Source organism: Roseibium sp. SCP14 (assembly GCF_040329475.1).
Lineage (GTDB): Bacteria > Pseudomonadota > Alphaproteobacteria > Rhizobiales > Stappiaceae > Roseibium.
In genome coordinates this window covers 182,717-206,788 of record NZ_JBDZYH010000006.1, presented here as the reverse complement: position 1 = coordinate 206,788, position 24,072 = coordinate 182,717, and the positions used below count along the sequence as shown (strand labels likewise).

At 55.8% G+C, this 24,072-nt stretch carries 30 protein-coding genes and 1 tRNA gene; 14 read left to right on the top strand and 17 right to left on the bottom strand.

Features of this window, described 5'->3' with window-relative positions; genetic code table 11:
- Positions 1 to 62: 62 nt before the first annotated feature.
- Together ABLQ08_RS23885 and ABLQ08_RS23880 are read right to left on the bottom strand one after the other, a co-directional pair.
- Positions 63 to 224: a hypothetical protein gene (locus tag ABLQ08_RS23885; RefSeq protein WP_352947394.1), complete on the bottom strand. Its 162-nt coding sequence runs from the start codon at positions 222 to 224 to the stop codon at positions 63 to 65.
- 183 nt (positions 225 to 407) lie between these two features.
- Entirely contained in the window at positions 408 to 1,472 is a 1,065-nt protein-coding gene (locus ABLQ08_RS23880) for a class I SAM-dependent methyltransferase (protein ID WP_352947391.1), read from the bottom strand.
- A 249-nt stretch (positions 1,473 to 1,721) separates the two neighbouring features.
- Here ABLQ08_RS23880 and ABLQ08_RS23875 point away from each other — a divergent pair, with 249 nt between their 5' ends.
- From ABLQ08_RS23875 to ABLQ08_RS23865, 3 genes are all read left to right on the top strand, one after another.
- Positions 1,722 to 1,904, top strand: coding sequence for a hypothetical protein (locus ABLQ08_RS23875; protein WP_352947389.1), 183 nt, complete (start codon positions 1,722 to 1,724; stop codon positions 1,902 to 1,904).
- Between the two features lie 129 nt (positions 1,905 to 2,033).
- Entirely contained in the window at positions 2,034 to 2,270 is a 237-nt protein-coding gene (locus tag ABLQ08_RS23870) for a helix-turn-helix domain-containing protein (protein ID WP_352947386.1), read from the top strand.
- Positions 2,228 to 2,545 (top strand): transposase, encoded by a 318-nt coding sequence (locus ABLQ08_RS23865; RefSeq protein ID WP_352947670.1) that lies wholly within the window; start codon positions 2,228 to 2,230, stop codon positions 2,543 to 2,545. Before ABLQ08_RS23870 ends, ABLQ08_RS23865 begins: the two co-directional genes overlap by 43 nt.
- 672 nt (positions 2,546 to 3,217) lie before the next feature.
- Here the strand turns inward: ABLQ08_RS23865 and ABLQ08_RS23860 are convergent.
- The 6 genes from ABLQ08_RS23860 to ispG form a co-directional block, all read right to left on the bottom strand.
- Positions 3,218 to 3,637 (bottom strand): cysteine rich repeat-containing protein, encoded by a 420-nt coding sequence (locus tag ABLQ08_RS23860; protein ID WP_352947384.1) that lies wholly within the window; start codon positions 3,635 to 3,637, stop codon positions 3,218 to 3,220.
- Positions 3,638 to 3,657: 20 nt separating this feature from the next.
- Positions 3,658 to 3,957 (bottom strand): hypothetical protein, encoded by a 300-nt coding sequence (locus ABLQ08_RS23855; protein WP_352947382.1) that lies wholly within the window; start codon positions 3,955 to 3,957, stop codon positions 3,658 to 3,660.
- A gap of 198 nt (positions 3,958 to 4,155) precedes the next feature.
- Positions 4,156 to 4,899, bottom strand: a complete 744-nt coding sequence (locus ABLQ08_RS23850; RefSeq protein ID WP_352947380.1) for a hypothetical protein — start codon at positions 4,897 to 4,899, stop codon at positions 4,156 to 4,158.
- Positions 4,900 to 4,961: 62 nt separating this feature from the next.
- Positions 4,962 to 5,699: a DUF429 domain-containing protein gene (locus ABLQ08_RS23845; protein ID WP_352947379.1), complete on the bottom strand. Its 738-nt coding sequence runs from the start codon at positions 5,697 to 5,699 to the stop codon at positions 4,962 to 4,964.
- Positions 5,692 to 6,594: a pyridoxal kinase gene (gene pdxY / locus ABLQ08_RS23840; protein WP_417714942.1), complete on the bottom strand. Its 903-nt coding sequence runs from the start codon at positions 6,592 to 6,594 to the stop codon at positions 5,692 to 5,694. The genes ABLQ08_RS23845 and pdxY overlap by 8 nt, the downstream gene beginning before the upstream one ends.
- A 21-nt stretch (positions 6,595 to 6,615) precedes the next feature.
- The gene (ispG, locus tag ABLQ08_RS23835; protein WP_352947376.1) at positions 6,616 to 7,878 is read right to left on the bottom strand and encodes a flavodoxin-dependent (E)-4-hydroxy-3-methylbut-2-enyl-diphosphate synthase; all 1,263 of its coding nucleotides are present in this window, start codon (positions 7,876 to 7,878) and stop codon (positions 6,616 to 6,618) included.
- A gap of 223 nt (positions 7,879 to 8,101) precedes the next feature.
- On the opposite strand from ispG, the gene ABLQ08_RS23830 reads away from it, so the two are divergent.
- The 5 genes from ABLQ08_RS23830 (at position 8,102) to ABLQ08_RS23810 (ending at position 13,067) form a co-directional block, all read left to right on the top strand.
- On the top strand, positions 8,102 to 8,872 hold the full coding sequence (locus ABLQ08_RS23830; RefSeq protein WP_352947374.1) for a hypothetical protein: 771 nt from the start codon (positions 8,102 to 8,104) through the stop codon (positions 8,870 to 8,872).
- A 42-nt stretch (positions 8,873 to 8,914) separates the two neighbouring features.
- Entirely contained in the window at positions 8,915 to 9,802 is an 888-nt protein-coding gene (locus ABLQ08_RS23825) for a 4-hydroxy-3-methylbut-2-en-1-yl diphosphate synthase (RefSeq protein ID WP_352947372.1), read from the top strand.
- Between the two features lie 119 nt (positions 9,803 to 9,921).
- Complete coding sequence (locus ABLQ08_RS23820; protein ID WP_352947370.1) at positions 9,922 to 10,704, top strand: 3-hydroxybutyrate dehydrogenase; 783 nt, start codon at positions 9,922 to 9,924, stop codon at positions 10,702 to 10,704.
- A gap of 40 nt (positions 10,705 to 10,744) precedes the next feature.
- Complete coding sequence (locus tag ABLQ08_RS23815) at positions 10,745 to 11,758, top strand: patatin-like phospholipase family protein (RefSeq protein WP_352947368.1); 1,014 nt, start codon at positions 10,745 to 10,747, stop codon at positions 11,756 to 11,758.
- Positions 11,759 to 12,236: 478 nt separating this feature from the next.
- Positions 12,237 to 13,067, top strand: a complete 831-nt coding sequence (locus tag ABLQ08_RS23810; protein ID WP_352947365.1) for a pentapeptide repeat-containing protein — start codon at positions 12,237 to 12,239, stop codon at positions 13,065 to 13,067.
- Between the two features lie 220 nt (positions 13,068 to 13,287).
- On the opposite strand, the gene ABLQ08_RS23805 is transcribed toward ABLQ08_RS23810, so the two are convergent.
- Positions 13,288 to 14,091 (bottom strand): MipA/OmpV family protein, encoded by an 804-nt coding sequence (locus ABLQ08_RS23805; protein WP_352947364.1) that lies wholly within the window; start codon positions 14,089 to 14,091, stop codon positions 13,288 to 13,290.
- Positions 14,092 to 14,334: 243 nt separating this feature from the next.
- Between ABLQ08_RS23805 and ABLQ08_RS23800 the strand changes: the two genes are divergently transcribed.
- Positions 14,335 to 14,631, top strand: coding sequence for a YggT family protein (locus ABLQ08_RS23800; RefSeq protein ID WP_352947362.1), 297 nt, complete (start codon positions 14,335 to 14,337; stop codon positions 14,629 to 14,631).
- Between the two features lie 81 nt (positions 14,632 to 14,712).
- On the opposite strand, the gene ABLQ08_RS23795 is transcribed toward ABLQ08_RS23800, so the two are convergent.
- The 5 genes from ABLQ08_RS23795 to ABLQ08_RS23775 all read right to left on the bottom strand — a co-directional run bounded on the left by ABLQ08_RS23795 (position 14,713) and on the right by ABLQ08_RS23775 (position 17,617).
- Positions 14,713 to 14,907 carry a Trm112 family protein gene (locus tag ABLQ08_RS23795; RefSeq protein ID WP_352947361.1) on the bottom strand — a complete coding sequence of 65 codons (195 nt, stop codon included), beginning with the start codon at positions 14,905 to 14,907 and terminating at the stop codon, positions 14,713 to 14,715.
- A 32-nt stretch (positions 14,908 to 14,939) separates the two neighbouring features.
- Positions 14,940 to 15,617, bottom strand: coding sequence for an LON peptidase substrate-binding domain-containing protein (locus ABLQ08_RS23790; protein ID WP_352947359.1), 678 nt, complete (start codon positions 15,615 to 15,617; stop codon positions 14,940 to 14,942).
- Between the two features lie 82 nt (positions 15,618 to 15,699).
- Entirely contained in the window at positions 15,700 to 16,707 is a 1,008-nt protein-coding gene (gene trxA / locus ABLQ08_RS23785) for a thioredoxin (RefSeq protein ID WP_352947356.1), read from the bottom strand.
- 162 nt (positions 16,708 to 16,869) lie between these two features.
- Positions 16,870 to 17,391, bottom strand: coding sequence for a prolyl-tRNA synthetase associated domain-containing protein (locus ABLQ08_RS23780; RefSeq protein ID WP_352947353.1), 522 nt, complete (start codon positions 17,389 to 17,391; stop codon positions 16,870 to 16,872).
- Between the two features lie 34 nt (positions 17,392 to 17,425).
- Positions 17,426 to 17,617, bottom strand: coding sequence for a hypothetical protein (locus ABLQ08_RS23775; RefSeq protein WP_352947351.1), 192 nt, complete (start codon positions 17,615 to 17,617; stop codon positions 17,426 to 17,428).
- Between the two features lie 16 nt (positions 17,618 to 17,633).
- Here ABLQ08_RS23775 and ABLQ08_RS23770 point away from each other — a divergent pair.
- A tRNA-Gly gene (locus ABLQ08_RS23770) sits at positions 17,634 to 17,708 on the top strand.
- A gap of 319 nt (positions 17,709 to 18,027) precedes the next feature.
- Here the strand turns inward: ABLQ08_RS23770 and ABLQ08_RS23765 are convergent.
- Positions 18,028 to 19,095 carry a Gfo/Idh/MocA family protein gene (locus ABLQ08_RS23765; protein WP_352947349.1) on the bottom strand — a complete coding sequence of 356 codons (1,068 nt, stop codon included), beginning with the start codon at positions 19,093 to 19,095 and terminating at the stop codon, positions 18,028 to 18,030.
- A gap of 93 nt (positions 19,096 to 19,188) precedes the next feature.
- Positions 19,189 to 19,974, bottom strand: a complete 786-nt coding sequence (locus ABLQ08_RS23760) for a ThuA domain-containing protein (protein WP_352947347.1) — start codon at positions 19,972 to 19,974, stop codon at positions 19,189 to 19,191.
- Positions 19,975 to 20,194: 220 nt separating this feature from the next.
- On the opposite strand from ABLQ08_RS23760, the gene ABLQ08_RS23755 reads away from it, so the two are divergent.
- The 3 genes from ABLQ08_RS23755 to ABLQ08_RS23745 all read left to right on the top strand — a co-directional run bounded on the left by ABLQ08_RS23755 (position 20,195) and on the right by ABLQ08_RS23745 (position 21,785).
- Positions 20,195 to 20,566 carry a hypothetical protein gene (locus ABLQ08_RS23755; protein ID WP_352947344.1) on the top strand — a complete coding sequence of 124 codons (372 nt, stop codon included), beginning with the start codon at positions 20,195 to 20,197 and terminating at the stop codon, positions 20,564 to 20,566.
- Complete coding sequence (locus ABLQ08_RS23750) at positions 20,563 to 21,132, top strand: TetR/AcrR family transcriptional regulator (RefSeq protein WP_352947341.1); 570 nt, start codon at positions 20,563 to 20,565, stop codon at positions 21,130 to 21,132. Before ABLQ08_RS23755 ends, ABLQ08_RS23750 begins: the two co-directional genes overlap by 4 nt.
- A gap of 143 nt (positions 21,133 to 21,275) precedes the next feature.
- Positions 21,276 to 21,785 (top strand): hypothetical protein, encoded by a 510-nt coding sequence (locus ABLQ08_RS23745; RefSeq protein ID WP_352947338.1) that lies wholly within the window; start codon positions 21,276 to 21,278, stop codon positions 21,783 to 21,785.
- Here the strand turns inward: ABLQ08_RS23745 and ggt are convergent.
- Positions 21,779 to 23,524: a gamma-glutamyltransferase gene (gene ggt, locus ABLQ08_RS23740; RefSeq protein WP_352947336.1), complete on the bottom strand. Its 1,746-nt coding sequence runs from the start codon at positions 23,522 to 23,524 to the stop codon at positions 21,779 to 21,781. The genes ABLQ08_RS23745 and ggt overlap by 7 nt on opposite strands.
- Before the next feature lie 179 nt (positions 23,525 to 23,703).
- Between ggt and ABLQ08_RS23735 the strand changes: the two genes are divergently transcribed.
- Positions 23,704 to 24,069 carry a c-type cytochrome gene (locus ABLQ08_RS23735; protein WP_352947333.1) on the top strand — a complete coding sequence of 122 codons (366 nt, stop codon included), beginning with the start codon at positions 23,704 to 23,706 and terminating at the stop codon, positions 24,067 to 24,069.
- Positions 24,070 to 24,072 lie beyond the last annotated feature (3 nt).

The following is a 24,072-nucleotide window of genomic DNA, read 5'->3' as shown; positions in this document are numbered from 1 at the left end:
TTGTAGAACGCATTTTGCCGCCAGGTTTGTTTCGGCGGTCTTCGGCAAGGTAGCCTATCAGGTCAAGCCCGCTCCGGAGCGCGCCACGCTCGAAGGCCCGACCATGGTCCGACAACGTTCGGGTCGGTTTTCTGATTGAGATCCGGTGCCTCTCGGTAGAGCTCGCGGTTCAGAAAGATCCGGGCCCCGATCCGCGCTGAGCGCCCATCGCTGCCCGGTTCCACCAGTTGTAGCTCCCGCCAATTTTGCTGGCGTGCTCTTGAACCAAATTGCTGAATTCCTATCAGCTGCTGAGGTCCACACTATGAGGCAAAGCGTAATCCGAGCCTTGAGCGGGACGCAGCATCGGACAGATCTTTCGCTTTCGGGAATTTTTCCAGGGCCTTGTGGTGTCTTGAACCGACACCCTAGCCAACTCTGTTTTCGATTTGCAACCGTAGCGCGCTCAATGGGGTTTCGTCGTCTTTCTTAAGCAATTTTCCTGGCCCGCTTGACGATGTGTTCATCGTTTTGCAGTTTGGCGTTGCTCTTATGATCTCACACCCTTGCACCTTGACGGTAAATTCCTTTTCGTAATCCTTGTCCAAGCATACGGAAATATTGGTAATGTTTTTTTCGAATTGATGCATGGCATCAAATGCAAGGCCTTTGGATACGTTGCCATCCTCGAAATATAGGTCGAATTTACCCGAAACCTTTTTCACGCCATTCGTGAAAATTCCAACACCTGTGAGCGGATCGTTTTCCAGAATCCTGCCCGTCCACGTCCTTGGTTGACTTTTGTGCTGATAGCCGGACTTGCTTCTTGTTGTAAGAGTGAGATCTGCTTCACACCATGGCCCGATTTTGTCTGCAATCGAATTGTGGGGTGTGCCGCGACCGCCGTTTTTCAAAACGGCCCAGCATCGACCGTTGACTTCGGGCGTAACGTTCCAGCTTTTTGCAAGTTTGTTTACAACCCGGATGATGTCGGGCCATCCAGAGGCGTAGTCGTCGCCGCAGAGAATGCCGTCATCTTTTACAAATGGCAAAAAGAAGTTCATGTTTGCGGAGAAGCCGGGATCTCCGTGAGTTGCGTCATCGAAAAACAGATCGATCGGTCTGTCCCACGTGTCTTCAACAACCTGCGGACTCCATCCTTGGATCGGCGTTACGTTTTCACAATCGCGCACGTAATGACGAAATGAATCAAGGCCAAATTCCAATGCGTCCGGCAAGCGTTTCTTGATCCATGGCTGAGGATCCCAGGTGTCAATCGAGTAAATTTTCACCGAAGGGGCGCTGTTTTTTGCCAACACCCATGTTGAGCTGCCGTATAAAGGTCCTACCTCAACAATAGTTCCGTTTTCTGGAACTGACTGAGCCAGTTTTCCCAGATAATGCAAGCCCTCTACCGTCATGGTTCTAGGAATGGAATTGTTAATCTTTATTCCGTCAGAAAATACATGAATATCATCTTGGCCTTGAACCATGCTGTGCCTCTGTGATCGAATTTTTAGAAACATTTTCACGATAGACCTACATATACGCTACTGGTTAGGCAACACAATTTTCCAATACGTAGGTGCAGCCTGTTTTCAGGCTTCAGCCATCTGAATAATGTCAGAATTAATCTCGGTATCGACTGAAACTTAATACCAAACGTATTTATGAGTGGCTCATATTTGAGCTTTGCTGTTTTGGGTAAATCATGATTCACGATGGCAAACAGGGAGTTTGTCATGGGTGGTCGCATTTCACTTCGCGAGGATTTTGATGCTGGGACGCTTCGCGGTCTGGCAAAACAGTCAAGCGATGCCAATCAAACGCGGCGTTTGCTGCCACTTGCGTCGATCTACGACGGGTGCAAGCGCCTTGAGGCGGCCCGGTGCGGCGGGGTCAAACTTCAGGTGATCCGGGATTGAGTGTTGCGCTTCAACGCCGAAGGGCCGGAGGGGCTGGTTGATCGCAAGCCTCCCGACGCCGTGCCCAAACTAACCGCAGACCACCGCGCGGCCTAGGCGCGGGTTGTTGAGGAAGGCCCGATCCCTGCTGTGCATGGGGTGGTCCGCTGGCGGATCAAGGACCTTGTTGCCTGGCTCCATGAGGAATTCGACGTGAACGTTTGCGAAACGACGGTGAGCGGGGCCTTGAAGGACATGGGCTTTGTCAAGCTGACCACCCGCCCGCGCCATCACGGCCAGAACGAACATGCGCCGGAGGCTTTTAAAAAAGCTTCCCCACGGAACTGGAGGCCCTCAGAACCCGTCTGGGTCCGCAAACACCGATAGAAATCTGGTGGCAGGACGAGGCCCGGGTTGGTCAGAAAACCAAGATCACAAGGCGGTGGGCGCGCAAAGGAACCCGGCCGGTGGCGCAGAAGGATCAGCGGACCAAGTCTGCCTGGATCTTCGGCGCCATCTGTCCGCAAAGGGGCGTGGGGGCCGGTCTTGTCGTCCTCCGCTGCAACACGGCCATGATGCAGCTGCATCTCGATGAAATCGCGGCCCAGATCGCTCCCAGGGCCCATGCGCTCCTGATGATGGACCGGGCCGTGGGCACATGACCGGCAAGATTGTTCCAGATCTGTTTCGTAGCGCAGCGCAGCGCAGCGCGGCAATTTCCGTGTGAGATTTAAGTGCATGTTTCGATTTTTGATTTCTTGCCTGCGGCTCAATGAGACTTTGTTCGTTACTTTCCTATCCAACAAATAAACGTATCAACTCGAGTTAGTCTTCAGCCATGAATTCGGTATCCGAACTTAAAGCCTAACGTGTGACAGCGCACAATCGCCGGTGAAGATCAACGAGGCGGGTTTCAAGGGGAAGATCTCTTCTCAATCCGTGCTTTTAGGCATTTGACGGCTCCATTGGTCATGGGCGATCTGACTTTGAATCGCTGATCTTGATCTGTTGAGTTTTTGGTCCCGCGCAATCATGCGAAAGGGTGAGGGAAGCCACTCAGGTGACGAGTGCTTTCAACGAAGTCATCCCTTGTTTTCGCTTGCACCGGGCAGGCTGCGGCCGGTCGCTGCCTTCCAGTGAGCGAAGCACGTATTTGCAGGTTCTGATGACAAGGAACGGGCATGCTGCGGCGTCCGGTCCAGGGGGCGGACCGATTTCTACTGCCATTCGCCCGGCAAAGGCGGTGGCACGGTGTTGACGTCTCAATCGAATCGATCGCGACACCGATCGATGTCTTCAGTCTGAAAAAGGATCTTCCTGATCAGTCGCCCAAATCAGTCCTGGAGGCCGAATTTCTCGCTGAACGCACTGACGACCGGTTGGCATTCAGGCGAAACCTTGTCCGCATTCGCTTTCAGACAGGACAAGACACGTCCACCGCCAAAGTCGACCGAAGAGCAATTGGCTTCGATATCGGCAGCACACAGTGCAACCGCGTTGGCGACATTGGCGAACATGAAGTCGAGCGCATCGGCGAGGTCGACGATCGAAGCTGCACACGTGTCGCTGATCTTGTCTTCGTGGGCGTACATGCAGGAAAGAATGCGGCCTTCACCTGGTGTGACCTGATCGCAATAGGTGGTGATTTCCGTTTCGCAGGCTTCCAGAACGCCTTTCACCGGGCCTTGCGCATGGGCAAGGGAGCCAAGAAATGCGAAGCCGAGGGCAAATGCAAACAAGCGGGCAATCGTCATTGGAAACTCCATTGCAAAAATCAAGGATTTACAACGATGTAGACGGTGGCGCCGTCCTGAACGACGGCCTGGTAATAAACACCGCCGCAATTGTAGTAGGCATTGTAAGGTGTGCAGCCTGCGACCGATTGACGGTAATTGACCCGCCGGGTTGTTCTACGGGCCGTGCGTCTTGCGGTATTGCGCTGCGGGTTTTGAGCCTTGGCTGATCCGACACCCAGAAATACCGAAGTGCCTGCCGACAGGGTGGTGAAATCAATCGGTCCTGAATAGGTGAGGCCGAAGCCGATCATGAATGCAAAAACAAATTTCAATCGCATGACTTTGATCCTTTGCAAGGAGACCTGCGAATTGGTCTTGTGACCAATAGGGTACATGTTCACCATAACTTACGTAAGGGAAGTTTTGCGAGTCCTGTGTGGAAATGAGAGTTGCTGGGGATCACCGCCGGTAGATTTGGGTTCAGCAAGGTACTTGCCAACGCTCACTGGCAGGCCAGTTCCCGCCGCGGCTCGAATTCAGAGCTGAAAGTGGATGTGATCGTCGTGGCGCGCAGCCCGGCACCCCTGAAAGCGAACTTTCGATCCTGAAATGCTCAAGAGCCTTTTCAAATGGGGCTCCAAAAACACTTTACCCACCCGGCGATCGGAGGCGAGCCAGTTGACAACATAACGCGTTCGGTCCCGGTCCAGTTCAAGATTCCGCCAAACGGGTTGTAAAAAGTCGAGATCCCAACGGAGCGTCATTGAGTTCCTTGGGCATTCGGAGGCTCCTTCTTCAAATGCGAAATAGCCTATTGGGGAGCGTGTTGCGCCCGGCAGGTACTCGTTTTCCTGCCTGTAAAAGAGTGCGAGATCCACCTTGTTTCCATCGTTGTGAGACAGATGCGGTATCAACGGAAAGCCATCAATGAACGGAAAATTTCCGTCCAGAACAAGGATCCTGGTTCCCGGGAACGCACTAACCGTTGCAGCCGCAAGGTCTTCCAGCACAGTCCTGACTTCCGGAGAGACGTAATTTCGGTTCAGTGCGCAGTAGACCCAGGACTGCATTTCCAGAGCGCCGCGCTCGAAACAGGACAGGGCAACTCTGCCGCTTGTTACCGGGGCAATCCAGACTGCTGACAAACTCAGAAATGCGTATGAGATGAAAAACACGGTCAGTCTTCGTTTGAAGAAAAGTGCGAAGATCCAGGCGATCCCGCCAAGCTGGCTCAGAAACGTAAGGACCAGAACCACCAGCCCGTGAAAAACTATCTTCATCGACTTTCCAGCTGCGTTTCCGCTTGTCGGTCTTCGGTTCGCATCCCGGTTGAAGCTTTCACTCACGCCCAGATTGCCATTCTCAAGCCCTTGCCGTCTCTTTGATAGTTCATTGGAAAGGGATCAGCCCTGCCACTGAGAATACGCTCGGCAATGAGGTTGTTGGCGGCGGCATCCAGCAGGTCGTCGCGGCCGCATTCTTTGGGCGGACGCAGGTCGAGGAAGTCCTGCGGCAAACCCTTTGACACCAGCAGATCCCTGCGTTGATCAAGGCCTTCCGGGTTGGCACGGCTCTTGACCTTTTTCGGCAGGCTCATTTCCCTTTCACCGTTCAGGCGCCAGAAGGCGAGCTCCGGGTGAACTTCAAAAACACGGGTTTCCAATTCTGGGGTCATCAGCGCATCGATTTCGCGGATCTTCGGGAAAAGATGGAAGCACTGCTTGGAAACTTTTCTCGGCGGTTCGGAAGTGCGAAGCGCGGTGGCGCAAGCCTGCCTGTAGTCGTCTTCGTAGACAGCGGCACGGGACGGCACGGAAAAGACAGATGACTGGCGCATGCCCAGGTGTTTGCGGGCCGCCTTTTCCGGACCTCGGCCTCCCGGGGAAATCCGATCGGGCAATCCGATCGGCATGTCGATTGCGATGATGGAAAGATGCGGGGCAAAATTGATCAGGTCTGCAAATTGCGGAAAGATCTCGAGCTTTGCCTCGTCCGGCTTGACCAGGTTTCGAAGGACGGCCACCCAGCCGGCCTTGCAGCCGTCGACCCCGGCGACCCAGGTGTCAATGTCTTCAGGCACGAACCTTGGTTTCCAGAACCCGGCGGGACGTTACCAGTGCCATCGCCTTGACCACTGATTGCTGCTCCTCGGCAAAAAGCAGCTCGTCCGCCTCCTTCTTGACGCTGCGGGCAACAAGCTCAAATACCGATGCGGACGCCCGTTTCAGGGCTTCTTCGTCATCGAAACCCTCAAGGTGATTTGACAGGAAAAGACCTGCGATCAGGTCACCGGTTCCGTGTGGCGGATTGGGGATCGCAGCGTGTTCGGCGGCAACAGCCCCGCGTGGGCCGGCCAGAAGATTTGCAATGGCATTACGGCGAAGCGCCGGTGAAGAGGTGATCAGCACTCGCTCGTTGCCAAGGGCGCGGGCAGCGGAGAGAGCCTGAAGTTCGCTTTCAACGTCGCGCTGTGTCAGCCAGCCGAGTTCGAAGGCATTGGGGGTCACGATATCGGCCAGCGGTACCAGTTCGTCCCGTATCGCCTCAGCCGTTGCCTTCGGCACGTAAAGCCCACCACCAGACGCGCTGACATGATCTCCCATGACGGGATCGCAGAGGTAGGGTGCCTCGGGGTTTGCCGTTTTGACGGCTTTTACCAGTTTGGCAATGGCGTGCGCCTGCTCCGCATTCCCGAGATAGCCGGAGATGATACCGCCAATCTCACTCAGCTTCGGTGACGATGCAAGATCGTCCGCAATCGCCGCGAAATCCCCAGAAGAGGCGACAATCCGAGTGCCTTGTCCGTGGCCCGGGTGCCAGGGGAGCAGGATCGTGGGTAAAAACCAGACGTCATGACCAATCCGCTCAAGCGCAAAGGTGAGACCGCGACCGCTGATGCCACCCCGTACCACCTGTGACGTGATCACCAGGATCGGCTTCTTCTGTGGCTCGGGTGCACCCGGCTGCTGCATCATTTTGAAAGCCCCTCAGCTGGTTCAGGCGGCGTCGGAAGAAGAGGAACCGGATCCGGTTCCATAGCGCTTTTCTATGTAATCCAAGACCATTTGCTTGAATTCGTCGGCAATGCCGGGGCCGCGGAGTGTGGTTACTTTTTCGCCGTCAACGAAAACAGGTGCAGACGGTGTTTCACCGGTGCCAGGCAGGGAAATGCCGATGTCGGCATGCTTGGATTCGCCCGGACCGTTGACGATGCAGCCCATCACGGCGACGTTGAGACTCTCCACGCCCGGATACTGCTCGCGCCAGAGCGGCATCGACTCGCGAATATGGTCCTGGATCTCGCTGGCAAGTTCCTGGAAGACTGTGGACGTGGTCCGGCCGCATCCGGGGCATGCCGCGACAACCGGCACGAAAGCGCGGAAACCCATGACCTGGAGCAGTTCCTGGGCTACCTGAACTTCACGTGTGCGGTCACCACCCGGTTCCGGCGTCAGCGAGACGCGAACCGTGTCGCCAATCCCCTGCTGCAGCAGGATGCCCATGGAGGCAGAAGACGAAACGATGCCCTTGGTGCCCATGCCGGCTTCCGTCAGGCCAAGATGCAGGGCGTAGTCGCAGCGGCGCGCTAGGTCGGCGTAGACGGCAATCAGGTCCTGCACCTGACTGACCTTGGCAGACAGGATGATCTTGTTCCGGCCCATGCCGAGACCTTCGGCCCGTTCTGCGGAAAGAAGGCCGGACTGGATGATCGCTTCCCGCATCACGGCAGCGGCAGAGACAGGTTTGTCGCTCTCCGCGTTTTCGTCCATCAGCTTGGTCAGCAGTTCCTGGTCAAGCGAGCCCCAGTTAACGCCGATCCGCACCGGCTTGTCGTGTTTGAGCGCGATATCGATGATCTGCGAGAACTGCGTGTCGCGTTTTGCCTTGAAACCGACATTGCCCGGATTGATCCGGTATTTGTCGAGTGCTGCGGCGCAGTCCGGATAGTCGGTCAGGAGCTTATGGCCGATATAGTGGAAGTCACCAACCAGCGGCACATGGATGCCGATGCGGTCCAGCCGTTCCTTGATGTGGGCCACCTGAGCCGCCGCTTCCGCGCGGTCCACGGTAATGCGCACGATCTCGGAGCCGGCGCGTGCCAGGGCTGCGACCTGCGCAACGGTTGCGTCCGCGTCGGCAGTATCGGTGTTGGTCATCGACTGGACGACAATCGGAGCATCGCCGCCAACCATGACATTGCCGACCGGAACTCCAACGGATTTGCGGCGGGGCAGGGCTTTTGCGAAATCATCAATCATGACAGGAACCAACCGGTTACACGCTTTTGCCCACCATATGAGGGATATTGGCCCAAACTTCCAGCGAATGATTTGGTTCTGCGTCGAAAAACGGCAATTCCTGGACAGAACAGGGAGTGTTCTGACTGCAGGTGGTGTCGTTGCATTTGCAGATTTTAGCAATTAAACGCAATGACAAGGAGCCGCAATCGTCGAGGCTTCATGAAGATTTTGGGGCACATGCATGTTGAAGCGATTGCTGGGCGACTCGGTCTCACTTGTGTTTGGAAACCTGGAGACCGTTTTCAAGGTTTGCGGAAGCTGGTTCATACTGCAATTCGCTCTGATGATGCTGATCAGGCTGGCGACCGGTGGCGCCGACTCGCAATCGGCTGACCCGGGTGCAATGGTGTTGCTTTCGCTTGTCATGCTGATGTTCGCCCTGGCTTCTTCTGCAAGCATCGGTGTTGCCTGGCATCGATTCGGGTTGCTGGGAGAAACGCCAGGCCTCATTCATCTGAGAGTGGGAGGCGTTGAATTAAAGTTCATCCTCAAGTCGCTGCTTCTGGCTTTGATATTTGTTTGCGTCTGGCTGCTTGTTGGATTTGTTCAGGTCGCGATCGGCGTTCCCGTGGTAACAGGTGTGTTCGCTGTATTGCTTCTCATATTCGCGATACCCACGTTTCTCAGACTGTCGCTCATTCTTCCGGCCACCGCCGTGGAAAAGCCGATCAGCCTCGGAGAAGCTTACGCGATCAGCGAGGGGCTTGGCTGGCGCATGTTCTTTGCCTCACTGATCCTGTCGCTTCCATTTGTTCTGGCCGGTATCCTGTTTCAGTATCTGCTCCAGGGAATGGCCGGTAGCCTGCCGATCATTCTGCTGCAGTTCAAACTGATGCTGCTGAACGTGCTGTTGCAGATCATCGTGACCGTGCTCGGCATTTCGGTGCTGACAGCCGGATACCGGATGGCGATGGAAGCGCACAGCAGTCCGGACCCTAGCGTTTTTCAATAAAGTCCCTACTTTGCGTGCAGAGCCGAATTTCGGGAGCAGGCAATGTTTATCACCGTTCTGGAACGGTCGCTAACACTGGCGCAGTACCATGTCGGAACGCTGTTTCGGACCGGCTGGGCGTATATTCTGATGCTGGTTGCCCTTAATTTCGCGATCGGTTCTGCGTTGATGCCGGAGAGCGGCTTCAGGACAGTGTCTTACATGACCGAACCTGTTGCAGCGCCTGATGAAGGCGCGCTCAGGGCTCTGGCTGGAATTGCCAACCTGGTTGTCGGATTTGGGATTGCGATTGCCTACGTGCGCCGGATCCTGATCGACGCCCGTGACTTTCCCGTTTTTTTCGGCAGGCGCACTGTCCGGGTGATCGTCAACCAGATAGTGCTCAGTCTGATCGGTGCACTCTCGCTGGTGCCGCTGATCATCGTATCACTGCTGCTGGCAGCGATTACGGCCGGTGCCGGCCTGTTGTTGTTGTTCCTTGCTCCGTTCATCGCTCTCATGGTGGTTCAGAAGTTCTCCGTTGTCTTGCCGGCAGCTGCTGTCGATGATCCCCTGACGTTGAAAGAGAGCTGGAGAGCAACGTCCGGCCTCGGCTGGCCGATGGCCTTTTCCGCGCTGGTGATGAGCCTGCTGGCCGGTCTACTGGTTTTCGTCTGGGGATTTCTGCTTAGCGTCTCCGACGGTCTTCTGCCTGCGAGCGAGATCTGGCAGCAGGTTCGTTCCGCTGTTTTCCCGATGGGTACGATGCTGATCCTCGTGTGGGTGTTTGCCAGCCTGCATGCGACATTCTACGGCCTTGTCCGTGAGCGGTTTGCCGAAAAGCTCGGATTGACGGCGGATGACTATTCGCAAGCAGAAGAACACAGGGCAGTTGCCCGAGATCGTGCGCGCAAGGCGCTTGCCGGTGCGCAGCGCATGAAACGGCGCTGAAATGCCGCTGCGACAATCAAACATGACGAACTAATCACTTTTCGTCATTCCGTTGTTGCAGTGCGGCGAGAACTGGTCAAATGTTGTGCCGGAATTTATCAGTTCTTGGGAGATCCTGAATGCTTGCCAACAAAACCGCTGTCGTCACCGGTTCCACCTCCGGGATCGGACTTGGTTGTGCCCGCGCATTTGCCGAAAAGGGTGCCAATGTCGTCATCAACGGTCTGGGCGACGCGGAGGAGATCGAACGGACACGTGCGGCTATCGAGGCCGATTTCGGTGTGCGCTGCACTTATTCTCCGGCCAACATGCTCAAGGGCGACGAGATCGCCGGCATGATCGCCGATGCGGAAAAGGAGTTCGGGTCGGTTGATGTTCTGGTCAACAATGCCGGCATTCAGCACGTTTCGCCGGTTGACGAGTTTCCCGTCGACAAGTGGGACGCGATCATCGCGATCAACCTTTCTTCCGCCTTCCATGCAATCCGTGCCGCGCTGCCTGGCATGAAGCAAAGAGGCTGGGGCCGGATCATCAACACCGCTTCCGCACATGCTCTCGTCGCATCTCCCTACAAGTCCGCCTATGTCGCTGCAAAACACGGGATTGCAGGTCTCACCAAGACCGTCGCGCTGGAAGTGGCCGAGCAGGGCATCACGGTCAACGCAATTTGCCCGGGTTATGTCTGGACACCTCTGGTGGAAGCACAGATCCCCGACACGATGAAGGCGCGCAACATGACCGAAGAAGAAGTCAAGAAGGACGTCATGCTGAAGGCGCAGCCGACCAAGCAGTTCGTCACGATCGAGCAGGTTGCCGGATATGCGGCATTCCTGTGCTCCGATACGGCGTCTGCGATCACGGGTTCCATCCTGCCGATCGATGGCGGCTGGACCGCGCAGTAAGCGTATTAGAAACACCAGTCCCGATCAGAAGGCAGAAGCCGTGGCGAAACCGAAGAAGATCAACTTGGCTCTCCAGGGTGGGGGCGCGCATGGCGCTTTTACCTGGGGTGTCCTGGACTGGTTTCTGGAAGACAGCCGTTTTTCCATCGATGCGATTACCGGCACATCCGCCGGAGCCATGAATGCGGTCGTTCTGGCAAGTGGAATGGAGGCGGGCGGCGAAGAAGGGGCCCGGGAAAGTCTCGAAGCCTTTTGGCACGAAGTCAGCGATCAGGCCAAGTACAGCCCGATCCAGCGTTCGCCGCTGGATGTGCTGCTCGGCAACTGGAGCCTCGACCACTCGCCGAGCTACCTTTATTTCGATGTTCTGTCCCGGTTCGCTTCTCCCTACGAATTTAATCCGCTCAACATCAATCCCTTGCGGGATGTGGTGGAGAAGATGGTTGATTTCGACCGGGTGCACTGTTGCTCCGGTCTGAAGCTGTTCATTGCGGCAACCAATGTCTTCACGGGCAAGATCCGGGTGTTCAGCGAGAAGGAAGTGACGCTTGATGCGGTGATGGCCTCTGCCTGTCTGCCCCAGCTTTATCAGGCGGTTGAGATCGACGGCGAGCCCTATTGGGACGGTGGTTACATGGGCAATCCGCCGCTCTATCCGCTGTTTTACAAGACGGCGACACCGGATGTGGTCCTGATCCAGATTAATCCCCTGGAGCGCCGAGAAGTGCCGCGAACCGCGCGTGAAATCGTCAACCGGCTGAATGAAATCACCTTCAATTCAACCCTGCTCAGGGAATTGCGCGCAATCGACTTTGTCACAAGGCTGATCGAGGAAGGAAAATTGTCCGCTGAGGAGTACATGAAGGTTCACATTCACCGGATTTTCGCCACGGAGCTGAAACCGCTTCAGGCCTCCTCGAAACTAAATGCGGAATGGGCGTTCCTGACCGAACTCAGGGACCTGGGCCGTGAAACTGCCAGAGAATGGCTGGACCGCCATTTTGATGATATCGGCAAGCGGTCGACGATCGATTTACGACAGGAATTTTCCTGACGCTCCGCACCGGCTGCATCCTGTCCTGTGCCGGCCAGGATTGTTAACTCTTTCTTAGTCACGTTTGCAGGTGGCCTTGCAGAATGCAATGCAGCAATGGTGAAGTTTTTCTAAACGAGATCAGTATCTTGTGCTTTGTGCTGTTTCGCTGTCCAGATATGGAAATTTCTCACTGAAAACAAATTGGCAAGGCTTTTGCGATTGAATTGGCACGCTGATTGTCAGGTTGTGCGTCGTCAGCGCTTAAGTGGATGGAAGAAGTGGGCAACTGCGACCCCGCCTGCTTCTTCCCTCCCACAGTTTTCAGTGAAAAACAGCTCGCAAAAGTGACCTTTCTCCGGAAATTGCACCATAGGCTGCAATTCTTGCGAGGTTCTAATATCTTTTTCATACAAATTCGATTTTGTTGAAGGCAACGGTTCTTAAACTGCCTGTCTGAATACCTATTTTGAATAGATGTAGGAAAAAGGGAATAGCGATGAGCGATAGGATGATCCGATTGGCGGCAGGTTGCTTGAGCGCGATGACCCTCTGGGCTGTTTCAACCGGCGCGCTTGCAGGAAGTGACGCCGAACGGATGTCTGAGATCAAGAAGGCGGGCGGGTGCCCAAGTTGTGACCTGCGGCTGGCCGAACTCAGGTTTCTTACGGTGGAAAATGCCGATTTCCAGCGTGCAAACCTGCGCGAGACGGATCTGAAGGAAGCCGTACTTCCCGATGCCAACTTCCAGGATGCCGACCTCAGGCGGTCGGAAGCCGAGCGAGCCGATTTTTCGGGCAGTAATTTTACCGATGCAAGCATGCGATCCGTGGACCTGGAAAAGGCCAATCTGACCAATGCCAATTTAACGGGGGCAGATCTCAGGGATGCCGACCTCAACGCCAGCATCGCCGGTGGTGCGGTTTTTGATGGCGCGGACCTGCGGAACGTCACGCTGATCCGGTCTGTCATGGAAGGTGCATCCTTCAAGGGCGCGAAGATGGACGAAGTCAATCTGGAACGCGTCGATGTGTCCGGTGCGAATTTCGAAAACGCGCGCATTCGCCAGGGCAAGCTGGATCGGCTCAAGGCGCATGGCGCGAACTTTTCCGGTGCCGATTTCACTGGTGTCCGGCTTGTGAGTTCCGATCTGTCGAATGCCAATCTGACCAATGTTGATTTTGATGGCGCGCTTCTGCGCCGGACGCGTCTCGTGGGTGCGGACCTGACGGGTGCCCAGAACCTCGATCCGAGCCGTATTCTGGGTGCTTGCGGTGACGAAAACACCAAGCTGCCGCGCGGGATCGAACTTATCAAGTGTTCGTATTAGGCGGCCTTCCACCGTTTGAGCGGATTTTTGGTGACCCGTCTTGCAAGGCCGTCCGGGAAATCCATCCCAACCTTCAGTTCTGCTTGAATGCGCCGCCAGTCTGCGTTTCCTGAATCATCTTCGCCGGAGACAAAAGAAAAAAGGGAGCCCCCCAGCCCCCTTTTGCCCCGGCCTTTAGGTAGGCCAGCCCACTTAACTGATTATCCGTTTTCGCTTGCGCTTACTTGAAGATGTCAAACGCGAAACGGTAGCTGACACCAAGGCCCAGGCTGAACTGGTCCTTGCTGCCACCTCTGGCGATTGGGCTGTCGGCAGCATCGCCGATCAGCCTGTCATATCCACCCTGAATATGCAGGCGGACGTCTTCGTTCCAGTCATAGCTGGCGCGTGCGGCTACACCGACGCTCTTGAAGCCGGCGCCGGCATTATATGCCGTCAGGCGGCCACCGCTGTTTGCTGCTTCCGAAGAAGTCACACCGAAATAAGTATCCATATAGTCTTCCGACGCGAAATCCGCGCGCGGGCCGAAGCTGACTTCCCATTTTTCAGTCGGATAGACAATGCCGTCGAGGCCAAGCTGGCCAACCTGGCCATGGTGACCGTTGAAACCCTGCCGCAGTTCGGCAAATGCGCGCCAGTGCTCACCGCGAAGACCGCCGCCCAGACCCAGTTCCAGGGCCCAGTCAACGGTTCTGGTGCCAGTCAGGTCAGCGCTGTCGCTGGCCTTGCGCTCACCGAGGTAATTGAATGCCGGATAGAAGAAAACGCCGCTCCTGCGACGCCCATCGACCACCTGGCCCAGACCTGGCAGATAAAAGCGGCCGACTGAGATGATCGGCAGTGGATAGATCAGGTAGGAATCAGCAGCTTCGTAGCGCGGCTTTGCGATTGCCCCGATACCAAGATCGATCACGAACTGGCGGTTCGCATCCTGGCCGGTAATTTCACCGCTTTGCGCCAGGGCGGCGGTGGTGGCTGCGCTCAGCGAAAGGGCGAGCGCGATGCGCGACAACAGCTTTTTCATATAAGTCGTATCCAGACGGAATCTCGTTGGAGAGGAAGATAGCACGAAGCAGCCTTACTCAAACCCTAAGGAATCCGGGTTTTGCGAGACTGTTGCATTTAAGCATCGCTGCGCTTTCTGGTGGCGGTGCTGTTAAGTCTGGTTACAAACAAATTCGTGTTGAAAGTCGCCGCGTCTTGCAGCTGGCCTGTGTTGAAGCTACATGAGGACAAAGAAAGCTTTCGAAAGGCAACGGACCGGATCATGACAGCCCTTTTCAACGTCATCCTCATCGCGCTGGAACTCTATACCTATGTAATTATTGCCAGTGCGATCTTTTCCTGGCTTTACGCTTTCAACATCGTCAACTCGAGTAATCAGTTCATCAACTCGATCGGCCGGGTGCTTTACAATCTCACCGAACCTGCCTTGCGGCCGATACGGCGTTTCATGCCGGATCTCGGCGGCGTGGACATTTCTCCGGTGATCTTGCTGCTGGCCATCATTTTCCTTCGTCAGATCATCATCATCAATCTGATGCCATTGTTCCGCGGTTTCTGATTTTCTGAAAACTGCACAAACAACAAAGCCCGGGCCATTCGGACCGGGCTTTTTCGTGTTCATTTCGTTGCTGACTGCCGATCAGTCTTCCAGCTGCCTTGCCTCGTCGGGCAGCATGATTGGAATGCCGTTGCGGATCGGGTAGGCCAGTTTCGCGGATCTGGAGATCAGTTCCTTGGCCTCGGCATCATATTCGAGCGTTGTCTTGGTCACGGGGCAGACGAGAAGCTCTAGCAGTTTTCTGTCTACCGGGCGTTCGGTCGTGGTTTCGGTCATTCAGTCGGTCTTTCAGGTCAAAGGGCGCAGGATCACTGCAGCGTCGAGCCGCCGTCATTCTGCGATTTGGCAAGATCCATTTCTGTTATGGCGATTAGCGTTTCCGCACGGGTTCTGAGATCGCGAGCCTCCAGCAAGGCCTGCTTTTCCTGCGGGCCATACGGGCACATCATGCACAGCGCATTGACGAGAACTTCCGTTTCGGCTTCCGACACGCTCTGCCAATCCGCTTCCAGGTTGTTGGCGTCAAGATAGTTGCGCAAGGTCTTCAGGAGACCGTTGCGGTCAACATCCTCTTCGCCTTCGCCGCATTTCAGGTCGTGGGAGAAGGCCGCGAAATCGCATTCGACCTGGCGGTAGTTCGCGATTGAGCTGATCTCCTCACCCAACGCGAAACGGGTAATGCCCTGCAGGGTAACAAGGTATCGGCCGTCGCCGGTCTCCTGAAAACTGGTAAGCCGGCCGACGCAGCCGACGCTCGCAAGCACCGGTTCATCAGGGTCGGCGGAGATCCTGTCGGGGGAGGGTTGCACCATGCCGATCAGCCGGTTGCCCGAGAGCGCTTCGTCGACCATGTCGATGTAACGCTGCTCGAAGATGTTCAGAGGCAGTTGGGTTCGGGGCAGAAGAAGGGCTCCGGACAATGGGAATACAGGCAATACAGGCGGTAGGTCCGCTATCGTTTCATAAATGGCATTTCCCGCCTGCATCTCCGCGCCTTCTTTGTTCTCGTTTTTTACAATGCCGTCAGCGTGCTATTGCCCTGTCTAAATGTGTCAGGGGCGGCAATCGTCAAGAAAACAGAACTGCGGAGAGCTTGCGCCTTCCATACGCGCTGGCAGGATCCTTGAAGCCCCAAGCTTCGAAAAACTGCAGCAACTGCTTGCGGCCGCCATCTTCGTTCCATTCCCGGTCGTGGCGGACAATTTCAATGAGCTGATCCACGGCCCCTTCCTTGTCGCCTTTGCCGTTAAGCCCTAGGGCCAGGTCAAAGCGGGCCTGATGATCAAGCGGGTCTTTCGAGATCCTGTCGTGAAGGTCGGCCAGATCGCCAAGCGAAGCTGCCTGCTCGGCCAATTCCAGTGCAGCCTTGGCGGCCGTGTAAGCTTCTTCTGAACGTTTTTCCTCTGGCACAAGATCGAGGGTCTGCTTGGCACGTTCAACGTCGTCCGCACCCAGATAACATTGGGTCAGCCCGGCTATTGCCTTCACGTTGTCCGGCTCCATCTGCATCACCGCTCCGAAGAGCTGCGCTGCCTGGCCGAAATCGTTCGCGCCGAGCAATTCTTCCGCCTGTTCCAGGTAAACGTCTGCCTGATTGGCCGGAGCGGGTCCGCCAACCTTTTCGATGAAGGCTTTCACCTGACTTTCCTGTTGCGCGCCCATGAAACCGTCAACCGGCTGACCGTCCTTGAACGCAACCACTGCCGGAATGGACTGGATGCCCATCTGACCCGCAATTTCCGGATGATCGTCAATATTCATCTTTGCGAGCTTTACTGTACCGCCGGCCGCTTTGACGGCCTCTTCGATAATTGGCGTCAGCTGCTTGCATGGACCGCACCAGGGAGCCCAGAAGTCAACAAGAACAGGCTGTTGGCGGGACGCTTCCATCACGTCAGCCATAAAAGTCTGCGTTGTGACATCATAAATCAGGTCACCGCCTGCCGGAGCGCCGCCGCCACCATTTCCGCCGTCGCCACCGAAGCCGCCGCCTCCCTGGCCGCCATAGCCGCCGCCCATGCTGGCGCCAAAACCGCCACCAACCTGACCGCCCATGCTGTAGTTGCCGTTGCTCATATGCCCGCCTCGTGCTTTGCGGCCGGTGCCTTCCGCATCCCGGCCCAATAAATAACCGTCACCTGGTTGAACTGGCCCATAACATGGAGCCACTGCGTCTGAATTACAAACGCTTGATTGAAGAGAATCTTATATCTAGGTCCGCGATTGCGGGCGCCCAGTCTAGAGGCCAGCCGCCTTGGCTTCCTCGCTGACGGCCAGAACCTGTGGTTCGTGGCCGCAGGCCTTTGCAAACTTGATGAGGTCACCGCCGGTAATCGCGGTTGTCGCGTCGTTTTTCAGCGGATGATAGTTCAGGATCTCGTGCTGCATCATTGCGGCGTCGAATACGGGCGTCACGCGTAGTGCTTCCCTGTCATTTATCAGCGAAAATGGCGTCACCGAGCCAGGCTCAACGCCCAGCACTTCCATCAGGAGTTCGGCATTGCCGAATGACACCCGTCCCTGACCACCAACGATCTGGTGCACTTTCTTCAGGTCGATTTCAGCGTCATGCAGCGCCACGATCAGGAAAAGGCGGCCTTTCTTGTCCTTGATGAAAAGGTTCTTGGTGTGACCACCGGGAATTCTGTCATGCAGGTCGCCGGATTCAGCGACCGTGAATACGGGGGCATGGTCAACGGTTGTGACTTCGATATCGAGATCCTTGAAGAAGCCCATCAGATCGTCGCGGGTCGCTGGCATCTTTTTTCCTAGAAAATTTTGACTTTGGCGCTGTCTAACGCGTTTCATAAGCTTCCAGCAAGAGAAAAGCATCGTCAAAAGCGGCGGAAAACTGCGCTTTTCCGAAATTGAGTGAATAAGAAATCCACAGAAAGGCGGCTAAAAATTTTTCTGCAAATTCGGTGTTGCAATCCGTCTCAGCATAGTTCATATACTGCGCCACCGACGACGAGGCGGCCACCGCCAAGCGCTCGGGACACTATGCGGGTGTAGCTCAGGGGTAGAGCACAACCTTGCCAAGGTTGGGGTCGTGGGTTCGAATCCCATCGCCCGCTCCAGTTTTAGCCGAAAGGCTCAAGAGCCAGCGTTCGAAAGAACGCTGGTTTTTTGTTTTTCGATTTCCGAATTTTTTTGGAGCCCTGAAACAGGACGTTTCTGCCGTTTAATAGCGATAAAATGCGTTTAATCTAAAAATTGACAAAAACCCGACGAGGCGAATGAACGAAGTTTCAGCAGGCGGGAGATAATGTCGAGTTGCATCAAGCGGAGAGGTGGTTGGCCAACGGCGGCCTTGCTGCGGTGCAATTTTGCCTCAAGTACCTATCCTGCAGCGGAGCCGTCCCGCTCCGCTGCAGATCCGGTCGAAATCAGCGCCTTCTAGAGCTTTAAAAACCTGCCGTTTTCGGCATGGGAGCGTTCAGCGGCATCCAGAGCCGATTGCAAGCGCGCACCGTGTTCAAAATCCGGCTCGCCGCAAACGCCTGTGCGCGCGGCTTCCACAAATTGTTCATAGACAGTCGGAACGGGTTCCACGGCAATGTCGGTCCAGTTAGCTTCCCGCAGATCCGGTCCCCGGCAGATCCTTAGTCCTTCGACCTTGTTTTCAAAGGAAACTTCCAGGCCGCCTTTGTCTCCATAAAGGCGCAGACGGAGATCGTTCAGGTGGCCCGAGGCGAACCGGGTTGCGGAAATGGTGCCCAGTGCCCCGTTTGCCAGCTCGGCTTGCAACGTGAAACTGTCATTGGCGTCGAGCCTGTATTCACCGATCCGGTTGTCTTCCGCCTTGTCGAAGGTTTTCAAGCGGCAGGAAAGCTCGGCAACCGGACTTCCCGCGGCAAATGTCGCAAAGTCCAGAATGTGAATGCCGACATCACCCAGAACGCCCTTGGAGCCGTGCTCGGTTGACAGCCGCCAGAGCCATTGGCTTTCCGTCCGCCATTCACCCCAGGCAGGCTGGGTCAGCCAGCTCTGCAGATAGGAAGCCTCGAAATGACGCATCGTTCCGATGGTGCCGTTTGAGACAAGCTCTGCCGCTTTTTGCAGGACAGCGACATCACGATAGCTGAGATTGACCATGCCGACCAGGTTTCTTGCCCTGGCAAGATCGGTCATCTCGCGCGCATCCCTGGCGTTGGTTGCCAGTGGCTTTTCGCAAAGAACATGCTTGCCGGCTTCCAGCAACTGCATGGTTGTCGGGTGGTGGGCAGCGTCCGGGGTGACATTTGCCACCGCGTCAAAGTCTCCCCAGGCGATTGCTTCCTCCAGAGTTCCGAAACGGTTTCCGATCCCGAAGTCTTCGCAGAAACTTGCAAGGAATTCGGGGCGTCTGTCGACCCCGGCAACCATTTTTACACCTGGAATGGCCTGAAAGGCCGATGCGTGGGTGCGAGCCATGTTGCCGGTGCCCAGGATAAGTAACCGGACAGGGGGTGCTGTCGACGTCATGAAATAGCTCCGTCGGTGAAGTTCACCTGATTGAGAGACCGCCGGGCGCCGCGCCCGGCTCCTGAAACGTGAAAGGTGACCGGCAATGTATTATTACCGGTATCCATCTTCGCCCTCTTCGTGAAGTTTCGGTCCACGTTCCTCGATTTTTTCCGGTGCCGCATCAACGGGTACGTTCGGCGCTGCATTCGGGTCGGAAATGCGGGTCATGGGATTGAAGGCCCACTTGACGCCGTTTTTCAAAACGGTTTGAACGTTGGCATTGTGATAGGTCGGATAGGTCTCGTGGCCTGGGCGGAAGTAGAATATGTTGCCTGCACCGCGCTTGTAGGTCAGGCCGGACCGGAACACCTCACCACCCTGGAACCAGCTGATAAAGACGGTTTCCAGAGGTTCGGGAACTCCGAAGGGTTCACCGTACATTTCTTCCATTTCCAGTTCGAAACTGTCCGGCAGACCATTGGTGATCGGATGGTTCCGGCTGGTGACCCAAAGCCGCTCACGTTCACCGGCCTCGCGCCAAGTGAGGTTGCAGGGCGCTCCCATCAACCGTTTGAACGGCTTGGCGAAATGCGCCGAATGCAGGAACATCATCCCCATGCCGGACCAGACGGCATCGCAAACCCTTTCGACGATTTCGTCAGCGACGTCGCCGTGGGCTGCGTGTCCCCACCAGACCAGCACGTCCGTGTTGGCGAGCCGCTCCTCGCTCAGGCCGTGCTCCGGATCCTGGAGGGTTGCCGTTGTCGCCTCAATTTCCGGGTCGGCATTCAGCGCGTCGGCGATGCAATCATGCATTCCATTGGGATAAAGGCCTGCAACAATCTTGTTTTGCTGCTCATGGACGTTTTCGCCCCAGACGACGGTTCTGATAGGCATTCGAGCCCTCCCGGTTCAGAAAGTCTATTTAGGAAATGTGCTTCGATAAGTTTTCCAAAGCGCTTTGAATAGCGCTATCACCAGCCTTTGGAACTGTCAATTCGGTTGAAAATTCTGTTTGGGCGCACAGCGAACGAGACGTGGCACGAGGCCGCATTGCAACGAGGAAGCAGTTCGAATTATAACAAACCATACAGTATGGTATGTTGTGGAGGCGATTATGAATTCGTACTTGCTTGTTGCGGCTGGGTTGTCAGTGTTCGTCTGTTTGCTTCATACGTTCTTGGGAGGGCGAAGCATCGCTGTCCCGCTCCTGAAAGCTTCGGACCTGCATCCGGTTCCCAAATACGTCACCTATTACTGCTGGCACATCGTGACGATTGTCCTGGCCGCGATTGCCGTCATGTTTGCAATTGCAAGTGTGAGGGCCGAAAGCCTGGAACTTGCCTGGGCGGCGACGGCTCTGACCGCGTCCTTTTGCTTTCTTGGCCTTGCCGTTCCGCCTCTGAAGGGACAAAAGTACAAGAACATGCCGCAGGGCTGGCTGTTTCTGCCCATATTCCTGATTGGTGTTCTTGGTGGAGCTCAATGACGCGAAAGCGGTTTAACAAAGACGACTGGCTGCAGCTTGGTCTCACGCAATTGGCAAAGGAGGGGGCAGCCGGTCTGACCGTGGAGGCGCTGTGCAAATCCGCCGGGCGGACCCGAGGATCATTCTACCATCACTTCGAGGATCATGATCGCTTCCTGGAGGCTCTGCTGGCGGCATGGAAGCAGCAGAACACGATTGATGTTGCCGACCAGATACTGGGTCATCGGCTGCAGGACCGCGCGCAAATGCTCTCGGATCTTGCCAATCATCTGGACCAGGATCTGGAGCGGGCCGTGCGCCAGTTCGCACAAGCCAACAATATTGCGCGTGAAACGGTGCAGGATGTCGACCGGATCCGGACCGATTTCGTCATTGAGCTTTATGTTGAAGAAGGGCTGACCAAAGAAGAGGCCAGAGACATTGCTCAGCTGGAATATGCCGCCTTTGTCGGATCTCAGATTGTCTGGCCGGAAATGACCTCGGAGCAGCGTTTCAATCTCGACAGGCGGTTTGCGTCCATGGTGCGAAAGACATTTGGTCTCACTCGCGCCGCAGAAGACAGTTGAGCGGCTGCTTGCGTTTCAGTTTGCTGGCGGATCAGTGTCGTTCGGGAAGTGCGCTCACGCGATTGTGAAGCGTAACCAAAATTCAATTCCTTGTTGCTAGAACAGGTTCAGCATCAAACAATTGAATTAAGTTGCGGACGATCATGGCTGTTTTTCGTCAACCTATTACTGCCGTTGTAATCGCGTTCTGGTTTTTCTTCTGGCTGCTCAATGGCCTGGACAAGTTTTTCGCCCGGCAGGATGTCGGCTTCGTGCACTGGTGGGGCAATCACCGTGTCGAAAAGTTTTCCATGTATTTCAACAAGCTGGCATTGGACCCGGCCTATGTGCAGGCAACTCTGATCTTTGCCGGTATCGTTGAATTCGCGGCCGCCGGACTTTTCGTTGCCGCAGCAATTCGCCTGTTTCAGGGACAGCCCGGGGTGGCTTACCGGACTGACCTGGCGATCACCGTGTCCATCGCCGTCTTTCTCGGCTTCACTATCTTTGACGTGATTGTCGGCGACCGGGCAGAACTTCTCGAGCATTCCACCTACATCGGTGTGCTGCTCGTGTCTTTCCTGGCCGTGGCCGCTGAGAGTTTCTTTCAGCATCTCAGAGACCTCGACAGTCCAAGCACATTGAACAGGCGCTATCCGCCTGAGGCTCAGTAACCAGCCGTCAGGGCGCCGGCACGACGCGGATCGGACGCTCCAGCGAGGATGCCGTCGACGATCATGATCGACTGGGTCGACCCCATGGCGTTCTTGAGATTGACCTCGTGTCCCCGGGCTTCCAGAAGCCTGATGGTATCGGGCGACAAGCCTTCCTCGATCCGGATTTCATCCGGGAGCCACTGGTTGTGTATGCGAGGCACCGCCGTTGCCTCCGCGATGTTCATCTGATGATCGATGACATTGAGAATGATCTGCAACGTGGTCGTGATGATCCGGCTGCCTCCCGGAGAACCGGTTGCCAGGTAAAGGTCGCCGTCTTTGAAGACGAGTGTCGGGCTCATGGATGACAGTGGACGCTTGCCGCCTTCGACAGCATTGGCAGTGCCGCCGATCAGGCCATAGGCATTGGGCACGCCGGGCTTTGCGGAAAAATCGTCCAGTTCGTTGTTGAGCAGCACGCCGGTTCCGTCGGCTGTCAGGCCAGCGCCGTAGGAAAAGTTGAGCGTATATGTGTTTGAGACGGCGTTGCCGTCCTTGTCGACAACCGAGAAATGGGTGGTCTCGTTGCTTTCATAAGGATACGGGTCGGCAGGCTTTACTTCTTCTGATGGGGTTGCCGCATCCATCCGGATTGTCTCTCTCAGCATGTCCGCATAGGCCGGCGAAGTCAGTCCCTTGACCGGCACGGTGACATAATCCGGATCGCCGAGATATTTGGAGCGGTCGGCATAGGCCCGTCTCATGGCTTCCGCCATCACGTGGATCGTGTCAGCTGAATTGGAGCCGAACTCCCTGATCGGAAATCCTTCAAGAATATTCAGGATTTCAACGATATGGACACCCCCGGAAGACGGCGGAGGCATGGAGGCAATTTCATAGTCCCGGTAAGACCCGGTGACAGGCGCGCGCCAGACCGGTTCATAGGCGGCAAGGTCCTCTACCGTCATTCCTCCGCCTGCGGCCTGCACCTTGGCAGCGATGTTTTGTGCAACCTCGCCCTTGTAGAAGCCATCGACACCTTTGTCGGCTATCAGGCGCAAGGTGTCTGCGAGGTCCTTTTGAACGAGTGTCTCTCCCGGCAGGTACGGAACTGTGCCTTGTTTGTAGAAAATCTCTGCCGTCGCCGGGTCCTTGGTAAGTCGATCCAGACGAGCAATCAGGGCTGCCGAGAGGCTTGGCGTAACGGTGATGCCCTTGTCGGCGAGCTCAATTGCAGGAGCTATCAAGTCCGTCCAGGTCAGATTTCCGCTTCCGTGTTTCTTATACGCGGCCGCGAAACCCGCAACGGTTCCGGGCACGCCGATGGCAAGCCCGGAATAGCGTGATTTCTGTTTGTCCGGTTCCCCGTCCGGCCCCAGAAACATGTCCTTGTAGGCCGCGGCGGGGGCTTTTTCCCGATAGTCCAGCGCTTCGGTCGCATCGCTGCCGGACATGTGGATCAACATGAAGCCGCCACCGCCGAGATTTCCGGCTCGCGGCAGGGTGACGGCGAGTGCAAAGCCGGTTGCGATTGCAGCATCCACAGCGTTGCCGCCCTTTTTGAGAATGTCGACGCCGACATTCGTTGCGACGGCTTCCTGACTGGCGACCATCCCATGTTGCGCAACCACTGGATTGAAGCGGTCTTTTAGTGAATAGATTGGGGCATCCTGTGCGAGAACTGCCTGGCCTGAAAATGCCAGTAGCGTGATGGCAACAGATGTTGCGCGCAAAATGGAATTCAGATGACGTCTCACTCGCACCTCCTGCAATTTGCTGAGCCCGGAGTTTGTCGGAGCCCTCATGCAGAGGCAATAGAAAAGCGCGTGAGGATCGCGCATTCTCCTTGCGATTGATTCAACGCAAGGTCAGGGCTTTGAAAGTCATTCAGTCTGAAGTCCCAGCTTCATGAATTCCGTGATGCGAGGAGGCGTAGATGATCCGCATTCCAATTCCATTTCCGGTGAGAGTTTCCGGAATGGCGCCAACAGTTTTTTTGGCCCTGTTTGCAGCTGCTTCGGTTGTTTCTGCAGGTCAGACAACGGCGCAGGCGGCTGATGCTTATGCCGGAAAGGCGCTTGCCCTCCAATGGTGTTCTTCCTGTCATCTTGTTGCTGAAGACCAGTCGGCGGCGTCAAGCGTTACCTTGCCGAGCTTTTACGATATTGCGAAGGATCCCGATTGGTCGGAGGCGAAACTGGCAACTTTTCTGGCCAACCCGCATCCGGTGATGCCGGACATGTCGCTCGGCAATATCGAGATCGCCAATCTTGCTGGATACATCAGCTCTCTGAAGCCTTGAGGT

Excerpts from the sequence above, each read along its gene's own strand:
- ABLQ08_RS23850 (WP_352947380.1), bottom strand. The coding sequence starts at position 4,899 with ATGAAGATAGTTTTTCACGGGCTGGTGGTTCTGGTCCTTACGTTTCTG.
- ABLQ08_RS23790 (WP_352947359.1), bottom strand. The coding sequence starts at position 15,617 with ATGCAGGCGGGAAATGCCATTTATGAAACGATAGCGGACCTACCGCCT.
- ABLQ08_RS23760 (WP_352947347.1), bottom strand. The coding sequence starts at position 19,974 with ATGCCTATCAGAACCGTCGTCTGGGGCGAAAACGTCCATGAGCAGCAA.
- ABLQ08_RS23875 (WP_352947389.1), top strand. The coding sequence starts at position 1,722 with ATGGGTGGTCGCATTTCACTTCGCGAGGATTTTGATGCTGGGACGCTT.
- pdxY (WP_417714942.1), bottom strand. The coding sequence starts at position 6,594 with ATGATGCAGCAGCCGGGTGCACCCGAGCCACAGAAGAAGCCGATCCTG.
- ABLQ08_RS23855 (WP_352947382.1), bottom strand. The coding sequence starts at position 3,957 with ATGCGATTGAAATTTGTTTTTGCATTCATGATCGGCTTCGGCCTCACC.
- ABLQ08_RS23805 (WP_352947364.1), bottom strand. The coding sequence starts at position 14,091 with ATGAAAAAGCTGTTGTCGCGCATCGCGCTCGCCCTTTCGCTGAGCGCA.
- ABLQ08_RS23795 (WP_352947361.1), bottom strand. The coding sequence starts at position 14,907 with ATGACCGAAACCACGACCGAACGCCCGGTAGACAGAAAACTGCTAGAG.
- ABLQ08_RS23735 (WP_352947333.1), top strand. The coding sequence starts at position 23,704 with ATGATCCGCATTCCAATTCCATTTCCGGTGAGAGTTTCCGGAATGGCG.
- ABLQ08_RS23750 (WP_352947341.1), top strand. The coding sequence starts at position 20,563 with ATGACGCGAAAGCGGTTTAACAAAGACGACTGGCTGCAGCTTGGTCTC.
- ABLQ08_RS23830 (WP_352947374.1), top strand. The coding sequence starts at position 8,102 with ATGTTGAAGCGATTGCTGGGCGACTCGGTCTCACTTGTGTTTGGAAAC.
- ABLQ08_RS23800 (WP_352947362.1), top strand. The coding sequence starts at position 14,335 with ATGACAGCCCTTTTCAACGTCATCCTCATCGCGCTGGAACTCTATACC.
- ABLQ08_RS23765 (WP_352947349.1), bottom strand. The coding sequence starts at position 19,095 with ATGACGTCGACAGCACCCCCTGTCCGGTTACTTATCCTGGGCACCGGC.
- ABLQ08_RS23755 (WP_352947344.1), top strand. The coding sequence starts at position 20,195 with ATGAATTCGTACTTGCTTGTTGCGGCTGGGTTGTCAGTGTTCGTCTGT.
- ABLQ08_RS23745 (WP_352947338.1), top strand. The coding sequence starts at position 21,276 with ATGGCTGTTTTTCGTCAACCTATTACTGCCGTTGTAATCGCGTTCTGG.
- ABLQ08_RS23825 (WP_352947372.1), top strand. The coding sequence starts at position 8,915 with ATGTTTATCACCGTTCTGGAACGGTCGCTAACACTGGCGCAGTACCAT.
- ispG (WP_352947376.1), bottom strand. The coding sequence starts at position 7,878 with ATGATTGATGATTTCGCAAAAGCCCTGCCCCGCCGCAAATCCGTTGGA.
- ABLQ08_RS23880 (WP_352947391.1), bottom strand. The coding sequence starts at position 1,472 with ATGGTTCAAGGCCAAGATGATATTCATGTATTTTCTGACGGAATAAAG.
- trxA (WP_352947356.1), bottom strand. The coding sequence starts at position 16,707 with ATGAGCAACGGCAACTACAGCATGGGCGGTCAGGTTGGTGGCGGTTTT.
- ABLQ08_RS23860 (WP_352947384.1), bottom strand. The coding sequence starts at position 3,637 with ATGACGATTGCCCGCTTGTTTGCATTTGCCCTCGGCTTCGCATTTCTT.
- ABLQ08_RS23820 (WP_352947370.1), top strand. The coding sequence starts at position 9,922 with ATGCTTGCCAACAAAACCGCTGTCGTCACCGGTTCCACCTCCGGGATC.
- ABLQ08_RS23810 (WP_352947365.1), top strand. The coding sequence starts at position 12,237 with ATGAGCGATAGGATGATCCGATTGGCGGCAGGTTGCTTGAGCGCGATG.
- ABLQ08_RS23780 (WP_352947353.1), bottom strand. The coding sequence starts at position 17,391 with ATGCCAGCGACCCGCGACGATCTGATGGGCTTCTTCAAGGATCTCGAT.